The sequence below is a fragment of the Rhodococcus sp. NPDC056743 genome, from assembly GCF_042790355.1.
Lineage (GTDB): Bacteria > Actinomycetota > Actinomycetes > Mycobacteriales > Mycobacteriaceae > Rhodococcus_F.
In genome coordinates this window covers 45,383-69,130 of the sequence record NZ_JBHTZI010000016.1, presented here as the reverse complement: position 1 = coordinate 69,130, position 23,748 = coordinate 45,383, and the positions used below count along the sequence as shown (strand labels likewise).

Here is a 23,748-nt window from a genome sequence, read left to right as displayed (position 1 = left end):
ACCGGGCACTTTCACTTGTCAGAAATATTTGTTCAGAGGTAGTCATGTCTTCCCTTCGTATCGGTTCACTCGAGCTGCACAGCCCCGTGGTCCTCGCACCCATGGCGGGCGTCACCAATGTCGCCTTCCGCACGCTCTGTCGTGAACTCGAACTCGAACGCGCCGGGAGCACCTCCGGGCTCTACGTGTGTGAAATGGTCACCGCCCGCGCGCTCGTCGAGCGCCAGCCGGCCACCATGCATATGACCACCTTCGGACCCACCGAAACTCCGCGGTCCCTGCAGCTGTACACCGTCGACCCCGACACCACCTACGCTGCGGCCAAGATGATCGTCGACGAGAACATGGCCGACCACATCGACATGAACTTCGGCTGCCCCGTGCCGAAAGTCACTCGAAAAGGCGGCGGCTCCGCGCTTCCCTACAAGCGTCGGCTGTTCGGACAGATCGTCGCTGCTGCCGTTCGTGCCACCGAAGGCACCGACATTCCTGTCACCGTGAAGATGCGCGTCGGTATCGATGCCGACCATCACACGCACCTCGACGCCGGACGCATCGCCGCAGCCGAGGGCGCTGCCGCAATCGCACTGCACGCACGCACCGCATCGCAGCGCTACTCCGGGACTGCGGACTGGAACGAAATCGCCCGCCTGAAGGAACACGTTCCCGACGTTCCGATTCTCGGCAACGGCGACATCTTCGACGCCTCCGATGCTGCCCGCATGATGGACGAGACCGGCTGTGACGGCGTCGTCGTCGGACGCGGGTGCCTCGGCCGTCCGTGGCTGTTCGCAGAGCTCAGCGCGGCTCTCAACGGACAGCCGATTGCGACGCCTCCGACGCTCGGCGAGGTCACCACGATCATCGCCCGCCATGCCCAACTCCTTGCTGCACACCACGGTGAGATGAAGGGACTGCGCGAACTTCGCAAGCACGTGTCCTGGTATCTGCGTGGGTTCCCCGTCGGGTCGGATCTGCGCGTGTCCATGGCACTGGTGAGCACCCTGACCGAACTCGACGAACTGCTGGCCCAGCTGGACCGCGACGTTCCATTTCCGAAGGACGCAGAGGGCCCCCGCGGCCGACAGGGTTCCCCTGGTCAGGTTGCCTTGCCCGAGGGCTGGCTCGACGATCCCGAGGATGATCTGGTGCCTGTCGGAGCGGACATCATGCACTCGGGCGGATAAGTCATTGCTGTGAATTCGGGCAATTCGCCAAGTTTCTGAGTGAATAACTCAGGATTCACCAGTAATATGGCTCCAGCTTCGTCAACAGCAGTTGGCCGGCACACGACAAGAGACGCACTGTCCGTATCGGCAGTCAACGACGAGACAGGTTGCATCGGTGGGTGATGATCACGACTCGGGCCCACCTTCGCCCGAAAGCCGCGCCCCGTGGGAGCGGCCCCTCGCAGATCAGCGATACCGCAATCGTCGTTCGTCTAAACCCGAGCCCAACGGGGCGCCGCAGTCCGAAGCCCCGACGTCTGAGCGTCGAGGTCTGGATCGCTTCAGCCGATTCGGTCGACGCGACGCACCGCCGAGCGACAGCATCTCCGTCGCGGAACTTGTCCAACGGGTGGGCGACACCGGCGGCCAGCGTGTAGTCGAACCGCCAGCGCCGAAAAGAATCGAATCGCCCCGGGACAGTCCGCCCCCCGGTTCGAAGCCTCTCAACTCTCAACCTCCCGACAAGCCGCTGCCTCCCCCACCGATCGCACCGGCCGCCGCTGACTGGATCAGTAGCGACCCACCGTCCTCCGCTTCTCCCCGTGTCGTCAGTGAAACCGGTGGCAGCCGGCTTGCGCTCAACAAGATTCGGCGCCGGCAGCGAGTGAAGACGATCAGCCGATCCGCTGTCGCATTTCTTGCCGTCATGTCATTGACGATGACCGGTGTCGTCTGGGGTTACCTACGCACCACCGAAGGAAAGTTCGAGCAGATCGCTGCACTCGACACCAATTCAGACGACATCGTCGATGCACTCGGCCAGCTCGGCGACGAAACCTATCTGATTGTCGGCACCGATACGCGGGCCGGTGCAAGTGGTGAGATCGGCGCGGGAACTGTCGAAGACGCGGAAGGTGCCCGCGCCGACACCGTGATGCTGGTCAACATCCCCGCGGACCGCAGCCGCGTCGTTGCTGTTTCGTTCCCGCGCGATCTCGATGTCGAGCGCCCGGTCTGCCAGGGCTGGGACAACGACACCGGAACGTACACCAGTGAGTCTTTCCCCGCCGCGTCCGGCGACAAGCTCAACGCCACGTACGCCCTCGGTGGCCCGAAGTGTCTGGTCAAGGTCATCCAGAAAATGTCCGGACTCAAGATCGGGCACTTCGTGGGCATGGACTTCGCCGGCTTCGAGAGCATGGTCGACACGGTCGGCGGTGTGAACATCTGCTCCCCCGTCCCCATCGAAGACGGCATTCTCGGCACAGTTCTACCGACCAGCGGAAACCAGATGCTCGACGGCCGGACCGCGCTGAACTACGTCCGCGCCCGCCATGTCGAAGCCGAAGGCAACGGCGACTACGGGCGCATCACGAGACAACAGAAGTTCCTGTCCGCACTGCTGCGCTCGGCACTGTCCAACGACGTACTGCTCAATCCGAGCAAGCTCAACGGATTCATCAACGCCTTCACCCAAGACACGTTTGTCGAGAACATCGACACAAAATCCCTGGTCACGCTGGGTCGATCACTGCAGAACGTCGATGCGGGCGCTGTCACGTTCCTGACTGTGCCCACCGACGGCACCAATGACTGGGGCAACGAGATCCCCCGGACCGACGAGATCAAAGCCCTCTTCCAGGCCATCATCGACGACGAACCACTTCCGGGTGAAGAGCGCGCGAATGACAGCGACGAGACGTCGACCAGCTCAGCACCGTCCACCGCCACGACGCCGGTCCCCGAAGCAACACTCGTGTCGGCGATGAGCCCGTACAACATCTACATCGATGTTTCGAACGCGTCAGGCGTTTCCGGCCAGGCTGCGACTGCCGCCGACCAACTTGCGGCGTACGGATTCCAGATCTCGACCATCGGAAATTTCAGTGCCGCGACGGGACTTGCCAACGTCCAGGCATCCGCGACTGTGGTGCGATACGCGGCGGGCTACGAAGCCGAGGCCGCCACTGTCGCATCCGCGATTCCCGGTGCGCTACTCGTCCTCACTCCGAGCATGGGTGACATGGTCGAACTGGTCATCGGCAGCGATTTCGGCGGGACAGTTGTCGCACCGGCCGGTCCCGGAACTTCGTTGTCCGCAGAACCGTCATCCGTGGATACGAGCGCGTCGACGTCGCTGCCCTCCGATATCGCCGCAGTCAACGCCGGTGACACAACCTGCGCCTGAGGGTATGAGCGCTAGAAGGGCCGGGACGATCATTCACCTTGCGTTCACCTGTCGCTTGTGACTTGGACTTTCACTGCACGTAGGCTCTGACCTCATGCGCGTGGCTTACAACGAACAGATGACCGAGCTTGCAGACTTGCTCGGCGAGATGGCAGGACTGGCAGGCACCGCCATGGAGCGAGCCACCCAGTCACTGCTCCAAGCAGACCTGACCCTGGCCGAGCAGGTGATCGGCGAACACGACCGGATCACCGAACTCAGCACCCTCTGCGAGGAGCGCGCCTTCGCGCTGCTCGCCTTGCAGGCTCCCGTTGCCGGCGATCTCCGCTCCGTCGTCAGCGGAATCCAGATCGTCGCCGACATCGACCGCATGGGCGCTCTTGCCCTGCACGTCGCCAAGATTGCGCGTCGTCGCCATCCCAACCATGTCCTCCCCGAGGTCGTCAACGGCTACTTCGCCGAGATGGGCCGCATCGCCGTGAGTATCGGTGCCGCGGCAAAGGAGGTTCTCGAGACTCGCGATCCCGAGCGGGCGGCCCGTCTGCGCGAAGAGGACGAAGCGATGGACGACCTGCACCGCCACCTGTTCACGGTCCTGATGGATCGTGACTGGAAGTACGGGGTTGCGGCAGCAGTCGACATCACTTTGCTCGGTCGCTTCTACGAGCGATTTGCAGACCACGCAGTCGAGGTCGGACGCCGAGTGATCTTCCTCGTCACCGGCAAGCTGCCCGAAGAGCCCGAATCCACCGAAAAGGTCGACAAACTGACCGCCTACCCGGATCTGTAACCACTCGTCGTCACGAGCAGAAAGGCGGCCGCGCACGTGCGTGGCCGCCTTTTCTGTTTGTTTCAGTTCGTTCCCAGCCATTCATCCAACGTCGGCCCGGTACTGATCGAATCCGCTCCGGGGAGGAGTGCACCGGTGCGCATAGCCTTGCCGGCCCCTGGCATCGAGACCGGGATCAACACCTTCTTCGTCCCGTGATGACGCAGAATTTTCCGCGTCATGTCCGGGATCTCGAGAACTTCCGGGCCGGCGAGATCGGCAACGCGACCCGACGCTCCCTTCTCCACTGCCTGCACCAACGCCGTCGCGACGGTCTTGGCTGCGACGGGCTTCGATCGCATCCGCGGAACCAGAGCCAGCGGGCCGAAACCCATGAGCGACACCGTTTTCTGTCCGAACTCGAACCACTGTGTCGATCTCAGAATCGTGAACGGGATGCCCGACCCACTAACGGCGTGTTCCTGCGCAGCCTTACCGCGGTAGTACCCGAAAGCCTTCAACCTCGGATCGTCGCAGTTGACTATCGAGAGCACAACATGGTGCTGCACTCCTGCCGCATTCTCTGCTGCCGCGATGTTCCGCGCCGCAGTCTCGAAGAACGCCACGGCCTTCTTCGCGCTGTTCGTGACGTGGTCACTGACATCGACTACCGCGTCGACGCCCTCGAGCGCTCCGGCCAGTCCCGCACCGGTGCTGATATCGACGCCGGTCGAGCGGGCCGCGATCACCACCTCGTGGCCCTTGGCCTCGGCTTCCGCAACCACGAGCTTGCCCATCAAACCTGTCCCACCGAGCACTGCTATCCGCATGATGTCTCCTCGAGGTTTCGCCTCTCCCCATCCTGGCCGACAAAAGTCCTCAGGAGTACTGATCGCACGGAGTCTTATGTCACGGCCGAAAGGTGTCTGCGGTTACAGCCGGGCTAGGTCTCGGTGAACCGACTCGCCACGCGTGCACGCCAATCCGAGCTGACGTGGTCCAAGGCTGCGGACACCTCGTGAGCCTGATCGGCAATCGCCCGGGCGAGCATGCCCGGACCGGCCAGAGGGCTCACATGCCCCTCGGCCGTGTCCGAGGTCTTCATGCCCAGCAACATAGTGGTGCCGATAACCCGATGCCCTCCCAGAACACCGGGACGGGAGCGATCGGGAACACTGCGTAGGTCCAGTGTTTCCACCAGAAGCGGTGTCCCGTCGACAGTGATGCGCTGATCCGAACGCAGCGCACCACCGATCTCCCCGGTCCGGCCGAACACCACCATCTCGTCGAGCAGAGCAACTGCGTCGGACTGCAGTGAAATATCGATGCGCCGACTGACATCCGCGCCGCCGGCTACAACGAACGGCGCCGCTCGCCATACCAAAGCGCCACCCGCACCGACCGTCGCCGTGGCCGTCCACGACGCGTGACCGCCGCGGGCGTTGTACGCGACGGTGCCCGACGGTTCGAGCACCTCGAGGAACGCGCCAGGAGCCACGTCGAACTCGATCCGCAGGTCGTCACCGGCCAGCAGCGTTGCACTGTGCCCTACCAGAGCAACGCGCACGTGCAATCCGTGAGCACTCACCAGTCGCGGGGCCAGAAAAGCGCCGGAGATCAACTCTTTGGCAACAGCGGTGTCGCCCACTCGCTCGACGACAACACGCGTAGCTCCCTCAGTCATCAGTGAGCGTGAGAATGACTGTGCCCGTGACCGTGTCCATGGTCGTGGTCTTCTTCATCGGCATGGAAGTGTGGCGCCATCGGTCCCGGATCCTGTGGCACGTGATTGCCCTCGCGGTGAGCCGCGATGACCAGGCGAAGCCACGCGCTGAGCTGATCGATCGTGGCGTGATCCTTCTGGCTGAGTGCGAGAACGGGCAGTCCGTCGCGCGCTGCCGTCGCATCCGCGACCATTTGCACGGCGTCGACGTCGACGTACGGAGCCAAGTCGATCTTGTTGACCACCAACAGATCTGCACGCTCGATTCCGGGACCACCCTTACGCGCGACGTCCCCGCCACCGGCAACGTCGATGCAGAAGATCTGCGCGTCGACGAGTGCGGGACTGAACGTTGCGGTGAGATTGTCGCCGCCACTCTCCACGATCACCATGTCTAGTGGGTGGAACTCACGCTCGAGGTCTTCCACCGCAATGAGATTAGGCGTTACGTCGTCACGGATCGCCGTGTGGGGGCACGCGCCGGTTTCGACCGCAACGATGCGCTCGATCGGCAGAACGTTTGCCGCGCGCAGCAATCGCGCGTCCTCGTCGGTGTAGATGTCGTTGGTGACCACCGCGATCTCGAACTCCGACGCGAGTTCCCGGCAGATGGTGGCGATCAGGGTGCTCTTACCAGTGCCGACCGGACCGGCAACACCGAGCCTCAAACCTCGTGCGGCAGTTGCGGTGTCGGTGGTGGTGTTCAGATTGTCAAGCACGGAAAATCCTCCTGGATCGAGCGTGGTGTTCGAGTGACCATTGTTCGACCAACGGTCCTGTTGTTGCAGGTATGTCCGAGGCACTCTCGACCGCGACAGCTGCCGCGGCGACGGCCTCGATGGTCGGGGCCGCCCGTAGGAGCCATTCGACCGGTTCTGCCGGATCTACCGGCAGTAGTTTCAGTGCCGCCGACGCGACGGTTTGCGCGTCGTCGTACAGGCACGATCGCGCCGCCGCCAGATCGTCCATACCGGAGACGGCGGTGAACACTCCCAACGCCAACGGACGCATGGGGTGCCCTGGTAATGCCATGAGCAGTTGCACCGCAGGGTGTTGCGGCCACAACCGCGACGCCAACCTGGCCAGCCCACGTCCGAGCTGAATGGACGCCTCACGCAGCGGAGCGCTGGGCGTGCGGGCGAGTAGTTCGTTCGAGATGTCCGCGAGTTCGCGTGCACTCCCCCCGCCTGTTGCCCAACGCCGAGTGATCACAGTTGCAGCGGCTTCGACCAGTCCTACCGTCTCGAGTCGACCCCTGATGAAATCCGGAACCTGACTTTGGTGCAGTCCGGCGGCCAATGCCGGCTCCAGCCCCGACGAGTGCGCGTGTCCTCCGGTAGGCAGACGCCCGTCTGCCAGGAGCATCGACGCAATCTCGGCGGACATCATCTCGACCGACACCAGGGTCAGAACAGCATGTAGCGCTGAGCCATCGGCACTACAGCGACGGGATTGGGTTGAATCAGATCACCGTCGACCTTGATGGCAAACGTCTCCGGGTCGACATCGATGGACGGCAGTGCCGTGTTGTTCGGCATGTCGGCTTTGGTGAGGTGACGCGTCGGACGGATCGCGGTGAGCGTGCGGCTGAGCCCGAGTCGGCCGGCCAGCCCGTCTTCGATCGCCATCGGCGAGACGAAGGTTGTGGAGAGGTGCGGAGCCGAACCCGGCGCGGACGCCATCGCGGGACGCACGAATACCGGCTGGGGCGTCGGAATCGCGGCATTGGGATCGCCCAGGGGCGCAGCGACTATCGCGCCGCCCTTGATGACCGCTGCCGGCCGCACACCGAAGAACGCGGGATCCCACAAGACTAGGTCGGCCATCTTCCCGGCCTCGACCGAACCGATTTCATGATCGATGCCATGCGCGACGGCCGGGCAGATCGTGTACTTCGCGACGTATCGACGCGCACGCTCGTTGTCGGCGGGCATGGACGAGCCCAATTTGCCGTGCTGCGCCTTCATCACGTGCGCTACCTGCCAGGTTCGCAGCGTCACCTCACCGATCCGGCCCATGGCCTGAGCGTCGGACGACGTGATGGAGATGGCGCCGATGTCGTGCAGGAAATCTTCTGCCGCAATGGTTGTCGGGCGGATTCGAGACTCGGCGAACGCAAGATCCTCCGGGACCCGCGGGTTGAGTGCGTGACACACGATCAGCATGTCGAGGTGCTCGGCAACCGTGTTGACGGTGTGCGGCAACGTCGGGTTTGTCGATGCCGGAAGAACATTCGGCTCACCCGCCGTCACGATGATGTCGGGAGCATGCCCGCCGCCCGCACCCTCGGCGTGGAATACGTGAATGCCTCGACCGGCGATAGCATCCAAAGTGTGCTGGACGTAGCCGGTTTCGTTGAGGCTGTCGGCATGCAGCGCGACCTGGAGTCCGAATTCGTCGGCAGCACGCAAGGCTGCGTCGATCGCCGCGGGAGTGGAACCCCAGTCCTCGTGCACCTTGAATCCGCCGGCGCCGGCGAGCGCTTCCTGACGAAGTGCCTCGTGGCTGACGGTGCTGCCCTTGCCCAGAAGCAGCACGTTGAGCGGAATGTGGTCGAGCGCGCGGTGCATCATCGTGAGCGACCAGGCGCCAGGGGTGACGGTCGTGGCCTTGGTGGCCTCGGTCGGTCCGGTTCCGCCGCCGGCGATTGTCGTCGTGCCGGTGGCGAGCGCCTCCAGCATCTCGATCTCACTGAGAATGTGCACGTGCGTATCGATCGCCCCGGCGGTGAGAATCCTTCCCTCCCCGGCGATCACGTCGGTGCTCGGCCCGATGAGCAGCTTGGGATGCACGCCGTTCATGATGTCGGGGTTACCCGACTTCCCGATCGCCACGATGCGACCGTCACGAATTCCGACGTCTGCCCGGACAATTCCCCAGTGATCGAGAATGACGGCATTGGTGATGACCACGTCGAGTGCACCCTGATCGCGGGTGGTCGTGCCCTGTCCCATGGATTCACGGATGCTCTTGCCGCCACCGAACACCATTTCGTCGCCCGTTGCGGTGTAGTCGTGCTCGATCTCGATCCAGAGATCGGTATCGGCCAACCGGATCTGATCGCCAGCAGTCGGTCCGAACAGCGACGCGTAACCACGCCGATCCATCGTGCTCACTACGCGGTCACCTCGTCTGTGTCGTCGCTCTGTGCCGTCGTCGTTGCACCGTCTGTCGCCGCGATATCACTGATACGCACAGTCACCGACGACGCCCGAAGTGGTTCCTCCACCTCGACGCCCGGTGTACCGAACGGCAACACCGGCTTAGGTTCGCGTGCGTGCGTAGGCAGTTGGTTGCCGGACGCGATCTGCAATCCGGGCACGCGCTTGAGCCCGCCGAGTTCGATCAGCGTCACCGTGCGCGAGACTCCGGGCTCGAATCGCACCGAGGTCCCGGACGGAATATCGAGCCGGAAACCGTCGGCCGCTTCGCGATCGAATGTCAGCGCCGGGTTGGCTGCCGGAAGGTGCAGATGCGATCCGATCTGGATCGGACGATCACCGTCGTTGACGACAACTATCGTGATTCTGTTTGCGTCCGTGCCGAACTCGAGCGGTTCGGAAGACACCCGTACTTCGCCGGGGATCATCGGATGGGCTCCGTCACGGTGACAAGCTTGCGGCCGTCCGGAAAAGTGGCCTCCACCTGGATATTTGCGATCATCTCTGGCACCCCTTCCATGACGTCGTCGCGAGTGAGCACCTGGCGACCGGCATTCATCAGTTCCGCAACCGTCATACCGTCACGCGCCCGCTCGAGAATCCAACACGAGATCAGGGCCATCGCTTCGGGGTAGTTCAGAAGTACCCCGCGCTCACGACGGTCGCGGGCGACCATGCCCGCGACACTCAGGAGCAGCTTTTCGGTATCTGAAGGGGTGAGGTGCACTGACAAGCCCTTCCGGTTGTGAAACGACATCGATCCGACAGCGTGCTGTCGGGCCGAGATTAGCATTGCTCGAAGCGTCGTCAGTATCCACGAGATTCTCACCGCCGGCCACTCCGACGCCCAGTGGACGCACTTGCGCTGCTCATCGAATTATTCGCGCGCCCAACGACGCTCAGCTCTGCGTGCCGGAGTGGGAACTATCACCACAACCAAAAAGTTTCACCCCCGTCTCCTGTTGGAAACGGGGGTGAAACATGTTCGTGCGGTTATCCCAAGCGGTTTATCCGAAGCGGCCCGAGATGTAGTCCTCGGTGGCCTTCTGTGTTGGGTTCGAGAAGATCTTCTCGGTGTCGTCGATCTCGACGAGCTGACCCGGCTTTCCGGTTGCCTCGAGGTTGAAGAACGCGGTCTGGTCACTCACACGAGCAGCTTGCTGCATGTTGTGCGTGACGATGACGATCGTGAAGTCCTTCTTGAGTTCGGTGATCAAGTCTTCGATCGCCAAAGTCGAGATGGGGTCGAGAGCCGAGCACGGCTCGTCCATGAGCAGGACGTCGGGCGAGACTGCGATGGCTCGCGCGATGCACAGACGCTGCTGCTGGCCGCCTGAGAGTCCTCCACCGGGCTTGTCGAGGCGATCCTTGACCTCGTTCCACAGGTTGGCTCCGCGCAGGGAACGCTCGGCGACCTCGTCGAGTCGCTTCTTGTTGCGCTCACCCTGCAACTTCAGCCCGGCGACGACGTTGTCCTTGATGGACATGGTCGGGAACGGGTTGGGTCGCTGGAACACCATGCCGATGGTCTTGCGAACGCCGACCGGATCGACGTTGGAGCCGTAGATGTCCTCACCGTCGAGCAACACGGAACCTTCGACCCGCGCACCGGGAATGACCTCGTGCATGCGATTGAGGGAACGGAGCACTGTCGACTTACCGCAACCGGACGGGCCGATGAACGCGGTGACACTGCGGGGTGGGACGGAGAGGCCGACATCGGCGACGGCGTGGAACTTGCCGTAGTAGATGTTGACGTCCTTGAGATCCAGACGCTTGGCCATTACCGGCTCCCTAATGAGTTGTTGATGCTGTCGAGTGCAAACATGTTCTGTGGCCGCATCACTTGCTGCGGACCTGTGAGAAGTGACCGATCAGCTTGGCGACGATGTTGAGAATCGCGATCAGCAGGATCAGAGTCAGCGCGGCACCCCAGATTCGGTTGGTGCCGGCGTCGGTCGGGTTGTTCATCTCGGCGACCATCAGCGAAGGCAGCGTGCCCATTTCGCCGTTGAACAGGTCGAAGTTGATGAACGGCGCATAGCCGACGAGGATCAGCAGCGGCGCGGTCTCACCGAGTACGCGGGCCAGCGCCAGCATGACGCCGGTGATGATGCCGGGAAGTGCCGTCGGCAGAACGATTTTCGAGATGGTCTTCCACTTGGGGACACCGAGGGCGTACGACGCCTCACGCAGGTCCATCGGGACGATACGAAGCATTTCCTCGGTGGATCGGATGACGACCGGAACCATCAAGAGCACCAGGGCGAGCGAGACGGCAAACGCCGACTTGGGGAATCCGAATGTTGCGATCCACAGTGCGTAGATGAACAGCGCGGCCACGATGGACGGAACACCACTGAGGATGTCGACCATGAAGGTCGTGAGCTTGCCCAGCTTGGACTTACGGTCTGCGTACTCCACCAGGTAGATGGCGACAAAGATACCGAGCGGGATCGAGAAGACAGCGCACACGAGACCTTGCATCAGGGTGCCGACCAACGCGTGATAAACACCGCCGCCGGATGCCGACGCCGTCAGACCGCTCATCGAATTCGTGAACCAGGTCGCAGACGTCAACGCGGGCAGACCCTTTGCGATGACAGTGAAGAGAACCCAGACCAACGGAATGAGGGCAACGAGAACGGCGAGGCTGACCAGGATCGTCGCTGTGACGTCCGTGGCCCGACGCTTTGCTCCGACGCCTTGGAAGGTGGGCGCCTTGACCGGGCGGTCCAGAGTGGTGCTCATGGGTCAGTCCTTCTTTCCGGCGATCACGGCGCGGGCAGCAGCGTTGACCACGAAGGTCAGGACGAACAGCACCAGGCCGGCTGCGATGTACGCACCCGCTTGGATGTCGTTGTTGAACTCCGCGTAACCGAGGGCGATCTTGGAGGCGATGGTCGATCCACCGTCGAACAGGGACCAGCCGAATGCCTGCGAGGTGGTGCGCAGGATCAGGTACAGGGCCATCGTCTCACCGAGCGCGCGGCCGAGACCGAGCATCGATCCGCTGATGTAGCCGGACTTACCGAACGGAATGACCGTGGTGCGCACAACTTCCCAGCGGGTCGCACCGAGCGCGAGTGCGGCTTCGATCTGCGATCGCGGGGTCTGGATGAACACCTCGCGGGTCACCGCGGTGATGACGGGAAGGATCATGACGGCCAGCACGATGCCGGCAGTGAAGATGGTGCCGCCGCCGGTGATGGAGCCGCTACCGTCGGCAAAGAGGGGGAACCACCCGAGTGTGTCGTTGAGCCACACGGCAACCGGCGTGATCGCCGGCGCGAACACGAGCAGTCCCCACAGTCCGTAGACGATGGACGGAACGGCCGCGAGCAGGTCGATCGTGTAGGACAGCGGACGCGTCAGCCATTTCGGTGAGTACGACGTCAGGAAGATCGCGATGCCGAGCGCGATCGGCATCGCAAGCACCAGAGCGAACAACGACACCAGAACAGTGACCTGGAAAAGATCGAGAACACCGAACGCCATCGCGTTGATGTCCTGCGTGACCCATTCGCGGCTGGTGAGGAAGTTGGCCTGGTTGCGGCTCAAGGCAGGTACTGCGCGCCAGATCAGGAAGGCGCCGATCGCCGCGATGACAACGGTGATGAAGATGGCCGAACCCGATGCCAGCGAACTGAAGATGCGGTCACCCGGTCGGGTCACGGTCTTGGGGTTGCCGCCGGCCGGACCGTCGCTCTTCGGTGGCTGCTCGATTTCTGAAGCCTTGGTGGAAGTAATCGTGTCCTCCGTGATGCCGTTCGGACCGCCCACCCCGGCTCCGCTGGTTGCGGAGCCGGGGGAACGAGATGCTGATGTGATGGGCGCGTCGCTCATGTGCGCTCACATTCCTTCACGTTTGAATGTAGATCCATGGGCTTGTCCGTACGAGTCCGCGGTCGAATCAGCTGATAGCTGAGATCGACGCGTTCAGACGGTCCTGCACGTTTGCCGGCAGCGGAACGTAGCCCTGCTCGGCAAGGTTGGCCTGTCCCTCGTTGGCGGCACTCGTCAGGAACGACTTCACAGCTGCGGACGTGTCGGCGTCGTAGCCCTTGGAGCAGACGATGGAGTACGTCGCGAGAACCAGCGGGTAGGCGCCGGCTTCGTTGGTCTTGAAGATCGATGCGAGATCGAGCGTCAGGTCGCCGGTTGCGTCGGACTTGAACTTCGCGCCGGAGATCGACTTGGAGGCGGTGTCGTTGGTCAGCGCAACCGCTTCGGTGCCGGTGTTGATCTCGGCCATCGACAGCTTGTTCTGATCGGCGAACGACTTCTCGACGTAGGTGATGGAGCCGGGAGCCGTCGAAACGGCCTGAGCGACGCCGGCCGAACCCTTGGCGCCCTCACCGACGCCACCGGTGAAGTCAGAGCCGGCACCGGAGGTCCACACGCCGTTCGACGCTGCCTCGAGGTACTTCTGGAAGTTGTCCGTGGTTCCCGAGGAATCGGAGCGGATCACGGGGGTGACCTTCAGATCGGGAAGCTTCGCGTCCGGGTTGAGGGCAACGATGGCCGGATCGTTCCAGTTGGTGATGCCACCGTTGAAGATCTTGGCGAGTACCTCGGCGTTGAGCACGAGGTTGTCGACGCCGTCGAGGTTGAACGCCACTGCGATCGGGCCGAAGACGAGGGGAAGGTTCCAGGCTTCGCCGCCGACGCAACGCTCCTTGGCCTTGTCGGCCTGCTCGTCCTTGATCGCCGAATCGGAGCCGGCGAAGTCGATCTGGCCGGCGATGAACTGGGTGCGTCCGTCACCCGAGCCACTGGGGTTGTACGCAACGTTGACTGTCTTGCCCTTTTCCTGGCAGACAGCGATGTAGGTGGCGACGAACTGGTCCATCGCGTTCTTCTGCGCCGATGAACCAGCCGCAGAGATCTTTTCCTTGCCTTCGCATGTAGCTGTCGAAGCGGAGGTGTCCACACCCGTCGACGACGCGTTGTTGTCGCTGCCACATGCGGCCAAGGTCATGGCGCCCACGGCCATTACGCCGAGCAGGGCCCCACTGCGCTTGAGATTCACCTTTGTTCCTCCGGAAATCGCTACCGCCGGGCCCACGATGAGGCGGCGACATGAGATGCAGCGCATTCCTGCATCAGGCAGCGCGGCGCTGCCCATAGAGAAAAGTAGGGGGGCGCGGTGTCCGGCTGGACCATACAAAGTGAACGGAGAATGAACAGACCGGGGATTTATGCGAGTCGTCCGAGAAAATCAGACATTTCGGGCATAGGCCATGTCGGTGTGGAACCTGCCGAAGCCCAGTTTCTCGTACGTGTTGAGGGCTGCGGCGTTGTCTCCCTCGACGTACAGGAGAACCGTAGCGAGACCACGATCACGCAGGTAGTGCATACCGGCGAGGGTCAGAACCCGACCAAGACCGCGCCCCTGCGCCGCCGGATCGATACCGACGACATACACCTCACCGAGCTCCGGGTCGTCACCCTCGGGCGGATGAACCTTGGTCCAGTGGAAACCCAGAAGTGTGTCCGGATCGCTATCCGCAAACGCCAGGAACAACCCCGCGGGATCGAACCACCCCTCGGCGGTTCGCTCGTCGATCTCGGCTTGCGTCCAGCCACCCTGCTCGGGATGCCACGAAAACGCGGCATTATTGACCCGTACTATCTCGGCGTCGTCTTCGTGACCGAAATACGTGCGCAGCGTTACGCCCTCTGGCACAACGATTTCCGGAAGCTCCGGCACATCGAGCGGACGTCTCAGCTGGAGAAGTTCGCGAGCACTGGTCAAATCGAGAGCTTTGGCGAATTCCTTTGCTGCGTCGATGTTTCCGTGCGCCCAGACACGAGTACCCGGACGGCCTTCGTCGAAAACCGAAGTGGCAAGGGCTGTCCCGATCCCCTGCCGCCTGCGAGCAGGATCCACGACGAGTTCCGCCATGTCCGGATGCTCACCCGAACCGGCTTGCAGTTGGGCGTATCCGACAACGTCATCGTCGTCGAGGATCACGAAGTGCCGAGCCTGACCACGACCGGCTATCGCATGCCGCCCCTGCTCGGAGACTGGCGCCTTGCCGTCGAATTCCGCTGCACGGTCGACAAGTTCCGACACCTGCCGAGCCTGGTCCGACGGCAGCACATCACTCCAGCTCATGTCACAACACCGATCCGTCGGCAGCCTCGTAGTCGACATCGTCGTCCTCGAATCGAACCGGCGCAGCAGCGCCGTTCTTGGAGCGCGTCGGGCGAACTGCCTTGTACCCGACATTTCGGACTGTACCGATCAAGGATTCGTACTCGGTGCCCAGCTTGGCCCGCAACCGACGCACGTGAACATCCACGGTGCGGGTGCCACCGAAGAAGTCGTAGCCCCACACCTCTTGCAACAACTGCGCACGAGTGAACACCCGCCCCGCATGCTGCGCGAGGTACTTGAGCAGTTCGAATTCCTTGTAAGTCAAATCAAGGGGCCGTCCACGCAGTCGTGCCGTGTACGTCCCCTCGTCGATAACCAATTCGCCCAGCGTGATCTTTCCTGACGCTTCGGGACTGGCAACGCCGCCACTGCGGGCGAGCAACAACCGCAATCGGGCGTCCACCTCAGCTGGTCCGGTACCGGGCAGGAGGATGTCGTCCAACCCCCAGTCCGCATTGACGGCAACAAGCCCGCCCTCGGTCAGGACAGCCACGACCGGCACGGCTGATCCCGTACTTCCCAGCAATCTGCACAACCCACGTGCGGCGGCCAGGTCAGTGCGTGCGTCAACCAACGCGATATCGGCCGAACTCGCCTCGAGCAGTGAGGAAACCTCAGTGGGGGCAGGCCTAACCGAGTGCGCCAGCAGCGCCAACGCCGGAAGAACTGCATCCGGGTTGGGGTCGGAGGTGAGGAGAAGCAGCTCCACACGGCCTCCTATCTAGTAGCCCGCGTACCCCGGACAGGGCGACGCTCTGGTAGTTCGACCCTTTTGGTCGGTCACTACATTAGCCTGCGCGCCGTGGGGACCGTCGCACCGAACCTACGACCGAGTCCGTCACAATGGTGCTGTGCGCAAACTGATCATCGGCATCGTCTTCCTCCTCGGCCTCGGACTGGTCGCCGATTTCGGTGCGGCCGCGTACGCCGAATACCGGGTTTCCCGCGAGATACGAGCCGGTGCGTCACTCGACGCCGATCCCGAAGTCACCTTCAACGGCTTCCCCTTCCTCACGCAAGCGCTGGGAGGCAAGTACGAAGACGTCTACATCCGGGCGACGGGAGTGCAGAGCAACATCGTCGGCGAAGTCACCGTCGAAGCAGATCTGCGCGGCGTCACCGTCCCGTTCTCGGACCTGGTCAACGGCCGGGTGACAGAACTTCCCGTCGACAAACTCGACGGCAGAATGGGCATCAACGCCACGGACCTCGGCAAGCTCCTCGACATACCTGACCTGCAGGTTTCCTCGCCTCCCGCCGACAAGTCCGACGGCACCGGCGGCAGCGGCGGAACCGGCGCGAGCACCGCGGGCGCCATCGTTCTCAGCGGAACGGTTCCCGTCGGCCCCGTCGACACCGCAGTCAGCGTTCAGGCCAACCTCGTACTCGAGGGCGATCAGGTCAAGATCGTCGCAAGCAATCTCTACTTCGGCCCCGAAGGCGAAGCGAACTTCTCGATCCCGTCCGTACTCGAGCCCGTCGTCCTCGGCATGTTCAGCTACACCATCGACCCACAGTCACTTCCCTTCAATGTGAAGCCGAGCCTCGTCTACGCAGAAGGCGGTCGCATCGTGATCGAAGGCAGCACCGAAAACACAGTCATCAACCTCGCAGATCTGCAGAACCGATGACCGGTATCACAGTTCTACTCATCGCACTCGTCGCTGTTGTCGCGGTCGGGCTGTTCCTCAAATCGCGCAGTGGAGCCGTCCGAGCCACCGGCGCCGGCACCTCCGAAGCCGTCGGCAGCCGCATCGAACTCCTCGCCGCGGCGGGCATAGCGCCCGGCTCCGGACCAGTCGTCCTGCATTTCTCCGCAGACTGGTGCGGTCCGTGCAGCGCAGTTCGTCGCGTCGTCGATCAGGTGGTGACCACGATGGCAAACGCCCCTCATCCACCCGTCGACAGAGAGCTCGACATCGACCAGTACCCGGCGCTTGCGCGGGAGATGAGCGTCTTGTCGCTGCCCACCACCTTCATCCTCGACCGTGACCTGGTCGAACGATTCCGAGTATCCGGAGTGCCGTCCACCGCGGACCTCACCAGTGCCCTCGCACCCTTCTCAACACCCGGTACCCCAAATTCGCCGTCTGCAGGGTAAACTCCCAACCGTGCAAACCCGCCACGAGCTGATGCTCACCCGACGCCGCGCAGTAGACCTGTGCCGCCTCGGTGGTTGTTGCTGTTCTTGTTGCTGATCACCCCAGCACTCAGCTTTCGCTGACGTCCGAGCCTTTCGCTCACGTGATCCTTCTCGCCGAATACGGGCCACTCGGCCCACATTTCTCCGAGCCTCCGGCTGAAATTCTCAGTCCAGGCAAGCACCATGCAACCAACGCAGGAGCACCCGATGCCCACCACCACTTCGCAACCCGAGCAGGTTGACGTACGCGGTCCGCGGTTCGCCGCGTGGATCACCACCGCGATCCTTGTTCTGACACTGGTTCTTTCGACATTCTCACTGCCCGCCGCCACCACTCTGTTGGCATTGCAGGCAATCGTCTTCGCGATCGGCGCCGTAGCCGGACCCAAGCGCAGTCCGTACGGACTGATCTACGGCAAACTCGTCGCCCCTCGCATCTCACCCGTGCACGAACGTGAACCTGTTGCGCCGCTGCGCTTCGCACAGTTCGTCGGCTTCGTCTTCGCGCTTGCCGGAACCGTCGGATTCCTTGCGGGATCTACCGTCGTCGGCACGGTGGCCACAGGCTTTGCCCTGTTCGCCGCACTTCTGAACGCCGCCTTCGGCATCTGCCTCGGCTGCCAGATCTACCCACTCGTGACGCGATTCCGAACAATCGGAAGAGCAACCACCGCGTGAAAACGCCTCTCCGGCCAACCCCGCCGGACACAAACCCCCGCAAGACCATATCGAGCACGACCACATCGAAAGGAACACCATGGCTCGCTCCGACGTCCTAGTCTCCGCCGACTGGGCGCAGCAGAACCTCAACACCCCCAAGACCGTTTTTGTCGAGGTGGACGAGGACACCAGTGCATACGACGGCGGCCACATCGAAGGTGCAGTCCGGCTCGACTGGCGCAAGGACCTCCAGGACAGCGTCCGCCGTGACTTCCTCAACCAGGAGCAGTTCTCGGACCTCCTTTCGGCCAAGGGAATCGCCAACGACGACACCGTCGTTCTCTACGGTGGCAACAACAACTGGTTCGCCGCCTACGCCTACTGGTACTTCAAGCTGTACGGCCACAAGGACATCAAGCTCATCGACGGTGGCCGCAAGAAGTGGGAACTCGACGGACGCGAGCTGTCCAAGGACGAAGTAACCCGTCCCGCAACGCAGTACAAGGCCGAGGCACCCGACTTCTCGATCCGCGCGTTCCGCGACGAGGTCATCTCCTCCATCGGCTCTGTCAACCTCGTCGACGTCCGTAGCCCCGACGAGTTCTCCGGCAAGATCCTCGCTCCCGCGCACCTTCCGCAGGAGCAGGCTCAGCAGCGCGGCCACGTCCCCACCGCGATCAACATCCCGTGGAGCACCACCGCCAACGAGGACGGCACCTTCAAGTCCGACGACGACCTTGCAAAGCTCTACGCGGACAAGGGCTTCGACGACACCAAGAACACCATTGCCTACTGCCGCATCGGTGAGCGTTCGAGCCACACCTGGTTCGTCCTGCAGGAAATCCTCGGCAAGAGCAACGTCAAGAACTACGACGGCAGCTGGGTCGAATACGGCTCACTCGTCGGCGCACCGATCGAATTGGGAGCATAGAACATGTGCGGAGCACCTACTCAGGGTCAGACCCTGCCTGCCGGCGTAGACGTCGAGAAGGAAACCGTCATCACCGGCCGCGTCCTCGCAGCTGACGGCCAGCCCATCGGCGGCGCCTTCGTGCGCCTGCTCGACGGCTCCGACGAATTCACCGCCGAGGTTGTCGCGTCCGCTACCGGCGACTTCCGTTTCTTCGCCGCCCCCGGAACCTGGACCGTGCGTGCACTGTCCAGCTCCGGTAACGGCACCGCCACCGTGACCCCCGAAACCTCGGGCGTCCACAACGTGGACGTCACGGTCAGCAAATAGCTTCCGAGCTCGCAGAAAAGGTCCCGCATCCCGCAAGGGTGCGGGACCTTTTCTCGTCGTTTCATTTGTCACAGCCTCCCGATTTTTCCGGTAGGTCGAGGCGGTCTAAGATAGGCACGTGGTCATCTTCTTCGAGGTACTTCTCGCACTCGCATCCGTCATGATCGCTTGGTTCTCCGTGTACGTCGTTTACCGTTTGGTCACCGACGAATCGTGAGTCAAGCTCCGGAATCAGGGTCTGACGCGACAGCTGACGATTCCACCGCTGCAGGTGCCATCAGGCGCGGCAGCGGGGATGAAGCAGTCGCGATAGCTGTCGAACGTTCCAAGTCGACAGCTTCTCTCAACATTCCCACCCTTCCGGATCTCCCGGTCCCCGAGGACACCGCAAATCTGCGACTCGGCCCGGATATCAATCCCGCCCTACTCGCACTGCTGCCGCTTGTCGGCGTCTGGCGGGGCGAAGGCGAAGGTCATGACCCGGAAACGGGCGACTACCCATTCGGACAACAAATCGTCATCTCCCACGACGGTGGCCCCTACCTGTGCTGGGAATCCCGATCCTGGGTTCTCGACGCCGAGGGCAACTACACCAAGCCGGACACCCGTGAAAGCGGCTACTGGCGCATGGGCGGCGACGGCATCCCCGGCAGCGTCAACGAGGAAGTGGTCGAACTACTCCTCACCCACAGCTCCGGCGTCGTCGAAATGTACTACGGAACCGCACTCACCCAGTCCTCCTGGGAACTCGCGACCGACGTCGTGATCCGCAGCCAGTCCGGTGCACTGTACGGCGGCGCAAAGCGTCTGTACGGCATCGTCGAAGGTGGCGACCTCGCGTACGTCGAAGAGCGAATCCTCGCGGACGGCGCGCTCGAACCGCGCTACTCGGCGCGGCTGACCCGCTATATCGGCTAACTGCTGCACGAAGCGACCCCCGAGCCATACCCACGCTTTCGCGCGGGTCCCGGTCGGACTGATCGGGGGCTCGGGGGTCGGGTGGCTGCCCGGGATTCGCCGGCCGCTCCTGCGGTAAGTGAATTCCGTCAGCGATTGCGGCTAGCTGGCAGCCACCTCACGCGTCCGTCTGTCAAACAATTTCAGACCACCTCCTTCCTTGTGTACAGGAGAAAGTACGCCCACTTCACCGTGACGGCAACGTATTTTCCGCCGACACTTTTCCGACGCATATCACCTGGTCAGCTCCCGTGTGTTCCGGAAGTTGATGCGTGACGACTACGACGGTCCTGGACGGAGTCAACAGAGTGCCGTCTCGGCCGAGGAGTTCGCGCAGTACCTCCGCGCCGGCTTCGGCGTCCATGTGTTCGGTTGGTTCGTCGAGGAGCAGAATCTGCGCGGGTGACACGAGCGCCCGAGCCAGCAGCAAACGCCGACGCTCGCCGCCGGAGACTGCCCGCATACCGCCGACGAGAACGGTGTCGAGTCCGTCGGGCAGGTGAGCGAGCCACTCCCCCAGACCGACGTCGGTCAGAACTGTCTCCGCGGCAGTGGCCGTGAGATCACCTCGTGCTACTCGTAGATTTTCGAGCACGGAGGTATCGAAGAGATGCGCGTCTTCTGCGAAGAACCCGATGTGCCGGCGAAGTTCTGCTGGTTCGATCTCCGACATCGGAACGCCGCCAACGGAAAGCGATCCCGATACCGGCGGGAGGAGCCCTGCCATCGTCATGAGGGCCGTTGTCTTCCCTGATCCGCTTTCGCCGATTATCGCGATCCGTGCGCCGGGGCGCACATCGAACGTGAGCGGTGCGGTGACGTTGCCTCCAGGCCACCCGACGCACACTCCGTCAACTGTCAGGACGCCAGCCTCGGGCCACGGATGAATGCCCTCTGCAATCTCCTGATCGGCGCGGTCGAGCACCGCCATGATTCGCGCTGACGCGAGCCTCGCCTTGGTCAGTGCCACTGCAGCGGTGGGCAGAGCGGCAGTTCCCTCGAACGCCGAGAGCGGCAGCAGTACGAGGATGCCCAGCGCCATCGGTGTCATGTCGGTTTCCCCGTACAGCACGATGCCGATGAGCAACGATGCCAGGACGCTGACGCCCACTGCAAAAGGTGTTGCGGCAGAAGCAAAAGCGCTCGGTATCGCAGCGCGGTCGGTGGCATCGACCACGTCCCGTTCGGCCGACGCCGCATCGGACACGGCATCGTCCAACCGTCCCGCCACGCGAAGCTCGGCGGAATGATCGAGCGCGGTGACTGCTGACGCGCTGAATCGCACAGCAGCAGAGGAGCTGTCGGATTCAGCGATTCGAGCAGCTCGGGCCGACAGCCACGGCGCGAGTATTCCGGAGACTGCCAGCGCTATCGCCAGGACCACTGCTGCGGGCACGGAGATGAACATCAGAATGCCGACGGCTGCCACTGCAAGGATGGCCGATACGGCAATAGGGACAAGTGCTTTCACTACCACGTCACCGACTGCGTCGACGTCCGATCCGGTGCGTGCAAGCAAGTCACCACGGCGCAGACCGGCCGCCGCTGCCGGGTCACCTGATGCGAGGCGCGAGTACATCTGGGCCCGCGCCGCTGTCGTCCCGCGCAACGCAACATCGTGTGTGGTGAGACGCTCCAAATACCGGAACACACCCCGCGAAATACCCAGAGCCCGTACGGCGACAACAGCAACGCTGAGATCCAATACCGGCGGCATTTCCCAGGCCCGGGTGATCAACCAAGCCGACAGCGCCGCCAACGCCAGAGCGCTGCCGAGCGTCGCCACACCGGCCGCGACGGCGATGAGCACGCGTCGTGGTTGCAGTTCGAGGAGACCCAGTGCGCGCAGCAACGGATCGCGGTGGTCAGTTCTCATGCGCATGCACCTCGATGATCTGATCTGCGACGGCAAGCACACTGGGGCGATGTCCGATGACTATCACAGTGTCGCCGCGCTTCGCTCGGGCTCGCAGAGCAGCCAAGACCGTGTGTTCCGAATCCGCATCCAGGTGGGCGGTCGGTTCATCCAGGACAAGGACAGGTCGATCAGACGCCAGGACGCGTGTCAGCGCAAGCCGCTGTCGCTGCCCCAGTGACAGACCGGCACCGCCTGCCCCCACCACAGTGTCGAGCCCCGACGACAGTTCAGCAAGCACTCCGTCGAACCCTGTTGCCACAGACGCATTTTCCAGCGCATCGGACTCGATAGCCCCCGTGAGATGAAGGTTTTCTCGAATGGTCCCCGGCAATAGGACCGGATGTTGTGGCAGCCACGCAATCTGCGACCACCACGTGTTCTCGTCGAGTTGTCGAATATCGATGCCACCGACGCTCACGAAACCACTGCTGGGTTCGATCAACCCGAGCAAGGCCTGCACCGCTGTCGACTTGCCGGAACCGTTTGCTCCGGTAAGTACGGTGATCGCACCGGGTCTGATCACCCCCGAAAGTTCGTACGGCGCAACACCACCACGCGAGTTCACACTCAAGGTGTCGACAACGATGTCCGAGCCGCGTGCGTCGGTCACGACCGCGCCACCGACCGGCGCGGAGGATTCTGCTTCGATGACACCGAATGCTTTGTCGGCAGCCGCCATTCCGTCCTCGGCCGCGTGAAACTGCATTCCGACCATCCGCAGCGGCAGATACACCTCGGGAGCAAGAATCAACGCAACGACGCCCGGTTCGAGCGACATGTCGCCGTACACGAGCCGCAAGCCGATACTGACGGCAACCAAGGCAACACTCAGCGTTGCAAGGAATTCCAACACCATCGACGACAGGAAAGCGACCCGGAGTGCGGACATCGTGGTGCGGCGATGCGAATCGCCCAGTTCCCGGACCCGCTCGGCGGGACCGTCCTGGCGACCGAGCGCTCGCAACGTGGGTAGACCGGAGAGGAGATCGAGCAGTTGCGACGACAAGGTGGTCATCGCAGCCAAGGTCTTCTCGGATTTACCCTTGGTCAGCAATCCGATCAGAATCATGAAGATCGGAATCAAGGGCAGCGTGATCAAGATGATCACCGCCGAGGTAATGTCTTGCAGGGCAATGACTATCAGCGTGATCGGAGTGAGAGTTACCGACAGGATCAACGACGGCAGATAACCCGTCAGATACGGAGCCAGACCGTCGACACCACGGGTGAGTACCGTAGCGATCTCGTCTCGGCGTGGGTCGAGATCGCGGGGACTCATCGCCGTCGCCGACGCGAGCACACCGTCCTTGATCTCGGCCACAACACGGGTCGACGCGCGGTGAGCGAACCGCGCTTGCAACCAGGTTCCCAGTATCCGGATCCCGACAGCGCCGGCGAGGATACCGAGTTCGGTTGTCCACGAGGAAATATCGACGGTTCGGGTGGTGATGACTCCGGCCAGCACCCGGCCGATCATGAGTGCCGAGATGATGACCATCACAACGTTCAGCATCGACAGGGCCACTGTCAATATCAGATATCCACGCGCAGAGGCGGAATGCCGCCACAGGCGCGGATCGATCGGTCCGCGGCGACGCTCCCGAGTCGTGGGAGCGTCGCCTACCTCGATTGTCACTTGAATTCGACCGTCACTTCT

The 23,748-nt window shown here is 62.8% G+C and carries 25 protein-coding genes; 10 read left to right on the top strand and 15 right to left on the bottom strand.

The features are described from left to right. Positions 1 to 44 precede the first annotated feature (44 nt). From dusB to phoU, 3 genes are all read left to right on the top strand, one after another. Entirely contained in the window at positions 45 to 1,187 is a 1,143-nt protein-coding gene (gene dusB, locus ACFRFQ_RS29455; protein ID WP_378665129.1) for a tRNA dihydrouridine synthase DusB, read from the top strand. 157 nt (positions 1,188 to 1,344) lie between these two features. Beyond that, a complete protein-coding gene (locus ACFRFQ_RS29450; protein ID WP_378665128.1) occupies positions 1,345 to 3,357 on the top strand; it encodes an LCP family protein in 2,013 nt (670 codons plus the stop codon). A gap of 94 nt (positions 3,358 to 3,451) precedes the next feature. Further along, the gene (phoU, locus tag ACFRFQ_RS29445) at positions 3,452 to 4,147 is read left to right on the top strand and encodes a phosphate signaling complex protein PhoU (RefSeq protein ID WP_033233978.1); all 696 of its coding nucleotides are present in this window, start codon (positions 3,452 to 3,454) and stop codon (positions 4,145 to 4,147) included. Between the two features lie 62 nt (positions 4,148 to 4,209). On the opposite strand, the gene ACFRFQ_RS29440 is transcribed toward phoU, so the two are convergent. The 13 genes from ACFRFQ_RS29440 to ACFRFQ_RS29380 form a co-directional block, all read right to left on the bottom strand. Further along, positions 4,210 to 4,956, bottom strand: coding sequence for an SDR family oxidoreductase (locus tag ACFRFQ_RS29440; protein WP_378665127.1), 747 nt, complete (start codon positions 4,954 to 4,956; stop codon positions 4,210 to 4,212). Positions 4,957 to 5,069: 113 nt separating this feature from the next. Beyond that, positions 5,070 to 5,810: an urease accessory protein UreD gene (locus ACFRFQ_RS29435; protein WP_378665126.1), complete on the bottom strand. Its 741-nt coding sequence runs from the start codon at positions 5,808 to 5,810 to the stop codon at positions 5,070 to 5,072. Further along, the gene (gene ureG / locus ACFRFQ_RS29430) at positions 5,810 to 6,568 is read right to left on the bottom strand and encodes an urease accessory protein UreG (RefSeq protein WP_378665125.1); all 759 of its coding nucleotides are present in this window, start codon (positions 6,566 to 6,568) and stop codon (positions 5,810 to 5,812) included. Before ureG ends, ACFRFQ_RS29435 begins: the two co-directional genes overlap by 1 nt. Further along, on the bottom strand, positions 6,561 to 7,250 hold the full coding sequence (locus tag ACFRFQ_RS29425) for an urease accessory protein UreF (protein WP_378665124.1): 690 nt from the start codon (positions 7,248 to 7,250) through the stop codon (positions 6,561 to 6,563). Before ACFRFQ_RS29425 ends, ureG begins: the two co-directional genes overlap by 8 nt. Before the next feature lie 5 nt (positions 7,251 to 7,255). Then, positions 7,256 to 8,965, bottom strand: a complete 1,710-nt coding sequence (locus ACFRFQ_RS29420) for an urease subunit alpha (RefSeq protein WP_378665123.1) — start codon at positions 8,963 to 8,965, stop codon at positions 7,256 to 7,258. After that, a complete protein-coding gene (ureB, locus tag ACFRFQ_RS29415; protein ID WP_378665122.1) occupies positions 8,965 to 9,438 on the bottom strand; it encodes an urease subunit beta in 474 nt (157 codons plus the stop codon). The genes ACFRFQ_RS29420 and ureB overlap by 1 nt, the downstream gene beginning before the upstream one ends. Further along, a complete protein-coding gene (locus ACFRFQ_RS29410) occupies positions 9,435 to 9,737 on the bottom strand; it encodes an urease subunit gamma (protein ID WP_033233970.1) in 303 nt (100 codons plus the stop codon). The genes ureB and ACFRFQ_RS29410 overlap by 4 nt, the downstream gene beginning before the upstream one ends. A gap of 280 nt (positions 9,738 to 10,017) precedes the next feature. Then, positions 10,018 to 10,794, bottom strand: a complete 777-nt coding sequence (gene pstB / locus ACFRFQ_RS29405; protein WP_033233969.1) for a phosphate ABC transporter ATP-binding protein PstB — start codon at positions 10,792 to 10,794, stop codon at positions 10,018 to 10,020. Between the two features lie 58 nt (positions 10,795 to 10,852). Beyond that, positions 10,853 to 11,761, bottom strand: coding sequence for a phosphate ABC transporter permease PstA (pstA, locus tag ACFRFQ_RS29400; protein ID WP_378665121.1), 909 nt, complete (start codon positions 11,759 to 11,761; stop codon positions 10,853 to 10,855). Positions 11,762 to 11,764: 3 nt separating this feature from the next. After that, complete coding sequence (pstC, locus tag ACFRFQ_RS29395; protein ID WP_378665120.1) at positions 11,765 to 12,856, bottom strand: phosphate ABC transporter permease subunit PstC; 1,092 nt, start codon at positions 12,854 to 12,856, stop codon at positions 11,765 to 11,767. A gap of 67 nt (positions 12,857 to 12,923) precedes the next feature. Further along, on the bottom strand, positions 12,924 to 14,042 hold the full coding sequence (gene pstS / locus ACFRFQ_RS29390) for a phosphate ABC transporter substrate-binding protein PstS (protein WP_378665119.1): 1,119 nt from the start codon (positions 14,040 to 14,042) through the stop codon (positions 12,924 to 12,926). A 189-nt stretch (positions 14,043 to 14,231) separates the two neighbouring features. Continuing rightward, positions 14,232 to 15,131, bottom strand: coding sequence for a mycothiol synthase (gene mshD, locus ACFRFQ_RS29385; RefSeq protein WP_378665118.1), 900 nt, complete (start codon positions 15,129 to 15,131; stop codon positions 14,232 to 14,234). Between the two features lies 1 nt (position 15,132). After that, positions 15,133 to 15,882 carry a winged-helix domain-containing protein gene (locus ACFRFQ_RS29380; RefSeq protein WP_378665117.1) on the bottom strand — a complete coding sequence of 250 codons (750 nt, stop codon included), beginning with the start codon at positions 15,880 to 15,882 and terminating at the stop codon, positions 15,133 to 15,135. A gap of 142 nt (positions 15,883 to 16,024) precedes the next feature. On the opposite strand from ACFRFQ_RS29380, the gene ACFRFQ_RS29375 reads away from it, so the two are divergent. The 7 genes from ACFRFQ_RS29375 (at position 16,025) to ACFRFQ_RS29345 (ending at position 20,134) form a co-directional block, all read left to right on the top strand. Further along, positions 16,025 to 16,804: an LmeA family phospholipid-binding protein gene (locus ACFRFQ_RS29375; RefSeq protein WP_378665116.1), complete on the top strand. Its 780-nt coding sequence runs from the start codon at positions 16,025 to 16,027 to the stop codon at positions 16,802 to 16,804. Then, positions 16,801 to 17,274, top strand: a complete 474-nt coding sequence (locus ACFRFQ_RS29370; RefSeq protein WP_378665115.1) for a thioredoxin family protein — start codon at positions 16,801 to 16,803, stop codon at positions 17,272 to 17,274. Before ACFRFQ_RS29375 ends, ACFRFQ_RS29370 begins: the two co-directional genes overlap by 4 nt. A 31-nt stretch (positions 17,275 to 17,305) precedes the next feature. Continuing rightward, positions 17,306 to 17,371 carry a putative leader peptide gene (locus ACFRFQ_RS29365; protein WP_378665165.1) on the top strand — a complete coding sequence of 22 codons (66 nt, stop codon included), beginning with the start codon at positions 17,306 to 17,308 and terminating at the stop codon, positions 17,369 to 17,371. A gap of 152 nt (positions 17,372 to 17,523) precedes the next feature. Continuing rightward, complete coding sequence (locus ACFRFQ_RS29360; protein WP_378665114.1) at positions 17,524 to 17,994, top strand: DUF4395 domain-containing protein; 471 nt, start codon at positions 17,524 to 17,526, stop codon at positions 17,992 to 17,994. A 79-nt stretch (positions 17,995 to 18,073) separates the two neighbouring features. Further along, a complete protein-coding gene (locus ACFRFQ_RS29355) occupies positions 18,074 to 18,907 on the top strand; it encodes a sulfurtransferase (protein ID WP_378665113.1) in 834 nt (277 codons plus the stop codon). A gap of 3 nt (positions 18,908 to 18,910) precedes the next feature. Further along, positions 18,911 to 19,216 (top strand): DUF1416 domain-containing protein, encoded by a 306-nt coding sequence (locus tag ACFRFQ_RS29350; RefSeq protein ID WP_378665112.1) that lies wholly within the window; start codon positions 18,911 to 18,913, stop codon positions 19,214 to 19,216. 276 nt (positions 19,217 to 19,492) lie between these two features. Then, positions 19,493 to 20,134, top strand: a complete 642-nt coding sequence (locus tag ACFRFQ_RS29345) for an FABP family protein (RefSeq protein WP_172935982.1) — start codon at positions 19,493 to 19,495, stop codon at positions 20,132 to 20,134. Positions 20,135 to 20,360: 226 nt separating this feature from the next. Here ACFRFQ_RS29345 and cydC read toward each other — a convergent pair whose 3' ends face one another. After that, positions 20,361 to 22,049, bottom strand: a complete 1,689-nt coding sequence (cydC, locus tag ACFRFQ_RS29340) for a thiol reductant ABC exporter subunit CydC (RefSeq protein WP_378665111.1) — start codon at positions 22,047 to 22,049, stop codon at positions 20,361 to 20,363. Continuing rightward, positions 22,039 to 23,727, bottom strand: a complete 1,689-nt coding sequence (gene cydD / locus ACFRFQ_RS29335) for a thiol reductant ABC exporter subunit CydD (RefSeq protein ID WP_378665110.1) — start codon at positions 23,725 to 23,727, stop codon at positions 22,039 to 22,041. The genes cydC and cydD overlap by 11 nt, the downstream gene beginning before the upstream one ends. Positions 23,728 to 23,748: the final 21 nt, after the last annotated feature.

What these genes read in the sequence shown, in the direction of transcription:
- phoU (WP_033233978.1), top strand. Translation starts at nt 3,452, where the DNA reads ATGCGCGTGGCTTACAACGAACAGATGACCGAGCTTGCAGACTTGCTC.
- mshD (WP_378665118.1), bottom strand. Translation starts at nt 15,131, where the DNA reads ATGAGCTGGAGTGATGTGCTGCCGTCGGACCAGGCTCGGCAGGTGTCG.
- ACFRFQ_RS29355 (WP_378665113.1), top strand. Translation starts at nt 18,074, where the DNA reads ATGGCTCGCTCCGACGTCCTAGTCTCCGCCGACTGGGCGCAGCAGAAC.
- pstC (WP_378665120.1), bottom strand. Translation starts at nt 12,856, where the DNA reads ATGAGCGACGCGCCCATCACATCAGCATCTCGTTCCCCCGGCTCCGCA.
- ACFRFQ_RS29350 (WP_378665112.1), top strand. Translation starts at nt 18,911, where the DNA reads ATGTGCGGAGCACCTACTCAGGGTCAGACCCTGCCTGCCGGCGTAGAC.
- ACFRFQ_RS29370 (WP_378665115.1), top strand. Translation starts at nt 16,801, where the DNA reads ATGACCGGTATCACAGTTCTACTCATCGCACTCGTCGCTGTTGTCGCG.
- ureB (WP_378665122.1), bottom strand. Translation starts at nt 9,438, where the DNA reads ATGATCCCCGGCGAAGTACGGGTGTCTTCCGAACCGCTCGAGTTCGGC.
- ACFRFQ_RS29435 (WP_378665126.1), bottom strand. Translation starts at nt 5,810, where the DNA reads ATGACTGAGGGAGCTACGCGTGTTGTCGTCGAGCGAGTGGGCGACACC.
- cydC (WP_378665111.1), bottom strand. Translation starts at nt 22,049, where the DNA reads ATGAGAACTGACCACCGCGATCCGTTGCTGCGCGCACTGGGTCTCCTC.
- ACFRFQ_RS29440 (WP_378665127.1), bottom strand. Translation starts at nt 4,956, where the DNA reads ATGCGGATAGCAGTGCTCGGTGGGACAGGTTTGATGGGCAAGCTCGTG.
- pstA (WP_378665121.1), bottom strand. Translation starts at nt 11,761, where the DNA reads ATGAGCACCACTCTGGACCGCCCGGTCAAGGCGCCCACCTTCCAAGGC.
- pstB (WP_033233969.1), bottom strand. Translation starts at nt 10,794, where the DNA reads ATGGCCAAGCGTCTGGATCTCAAGGACGTCAACATCTACTACGGCAAG.
- ACFRFQ_RS29360 (WP_378665114.1), top strand. Translation starts at nt 17,524, where the DNA reads ATGCCCACCACCACTTCGCAACCCGAGCAGGTTGACGTACGCGGTCCG.
- dusB (WP_378665129.1), top strand. Translation starts at nt 45, where the DNA reads ATGTCTTCCCTTCGTATCGGTTCACTCGAGCTGCACAGCCCCGTGGTC.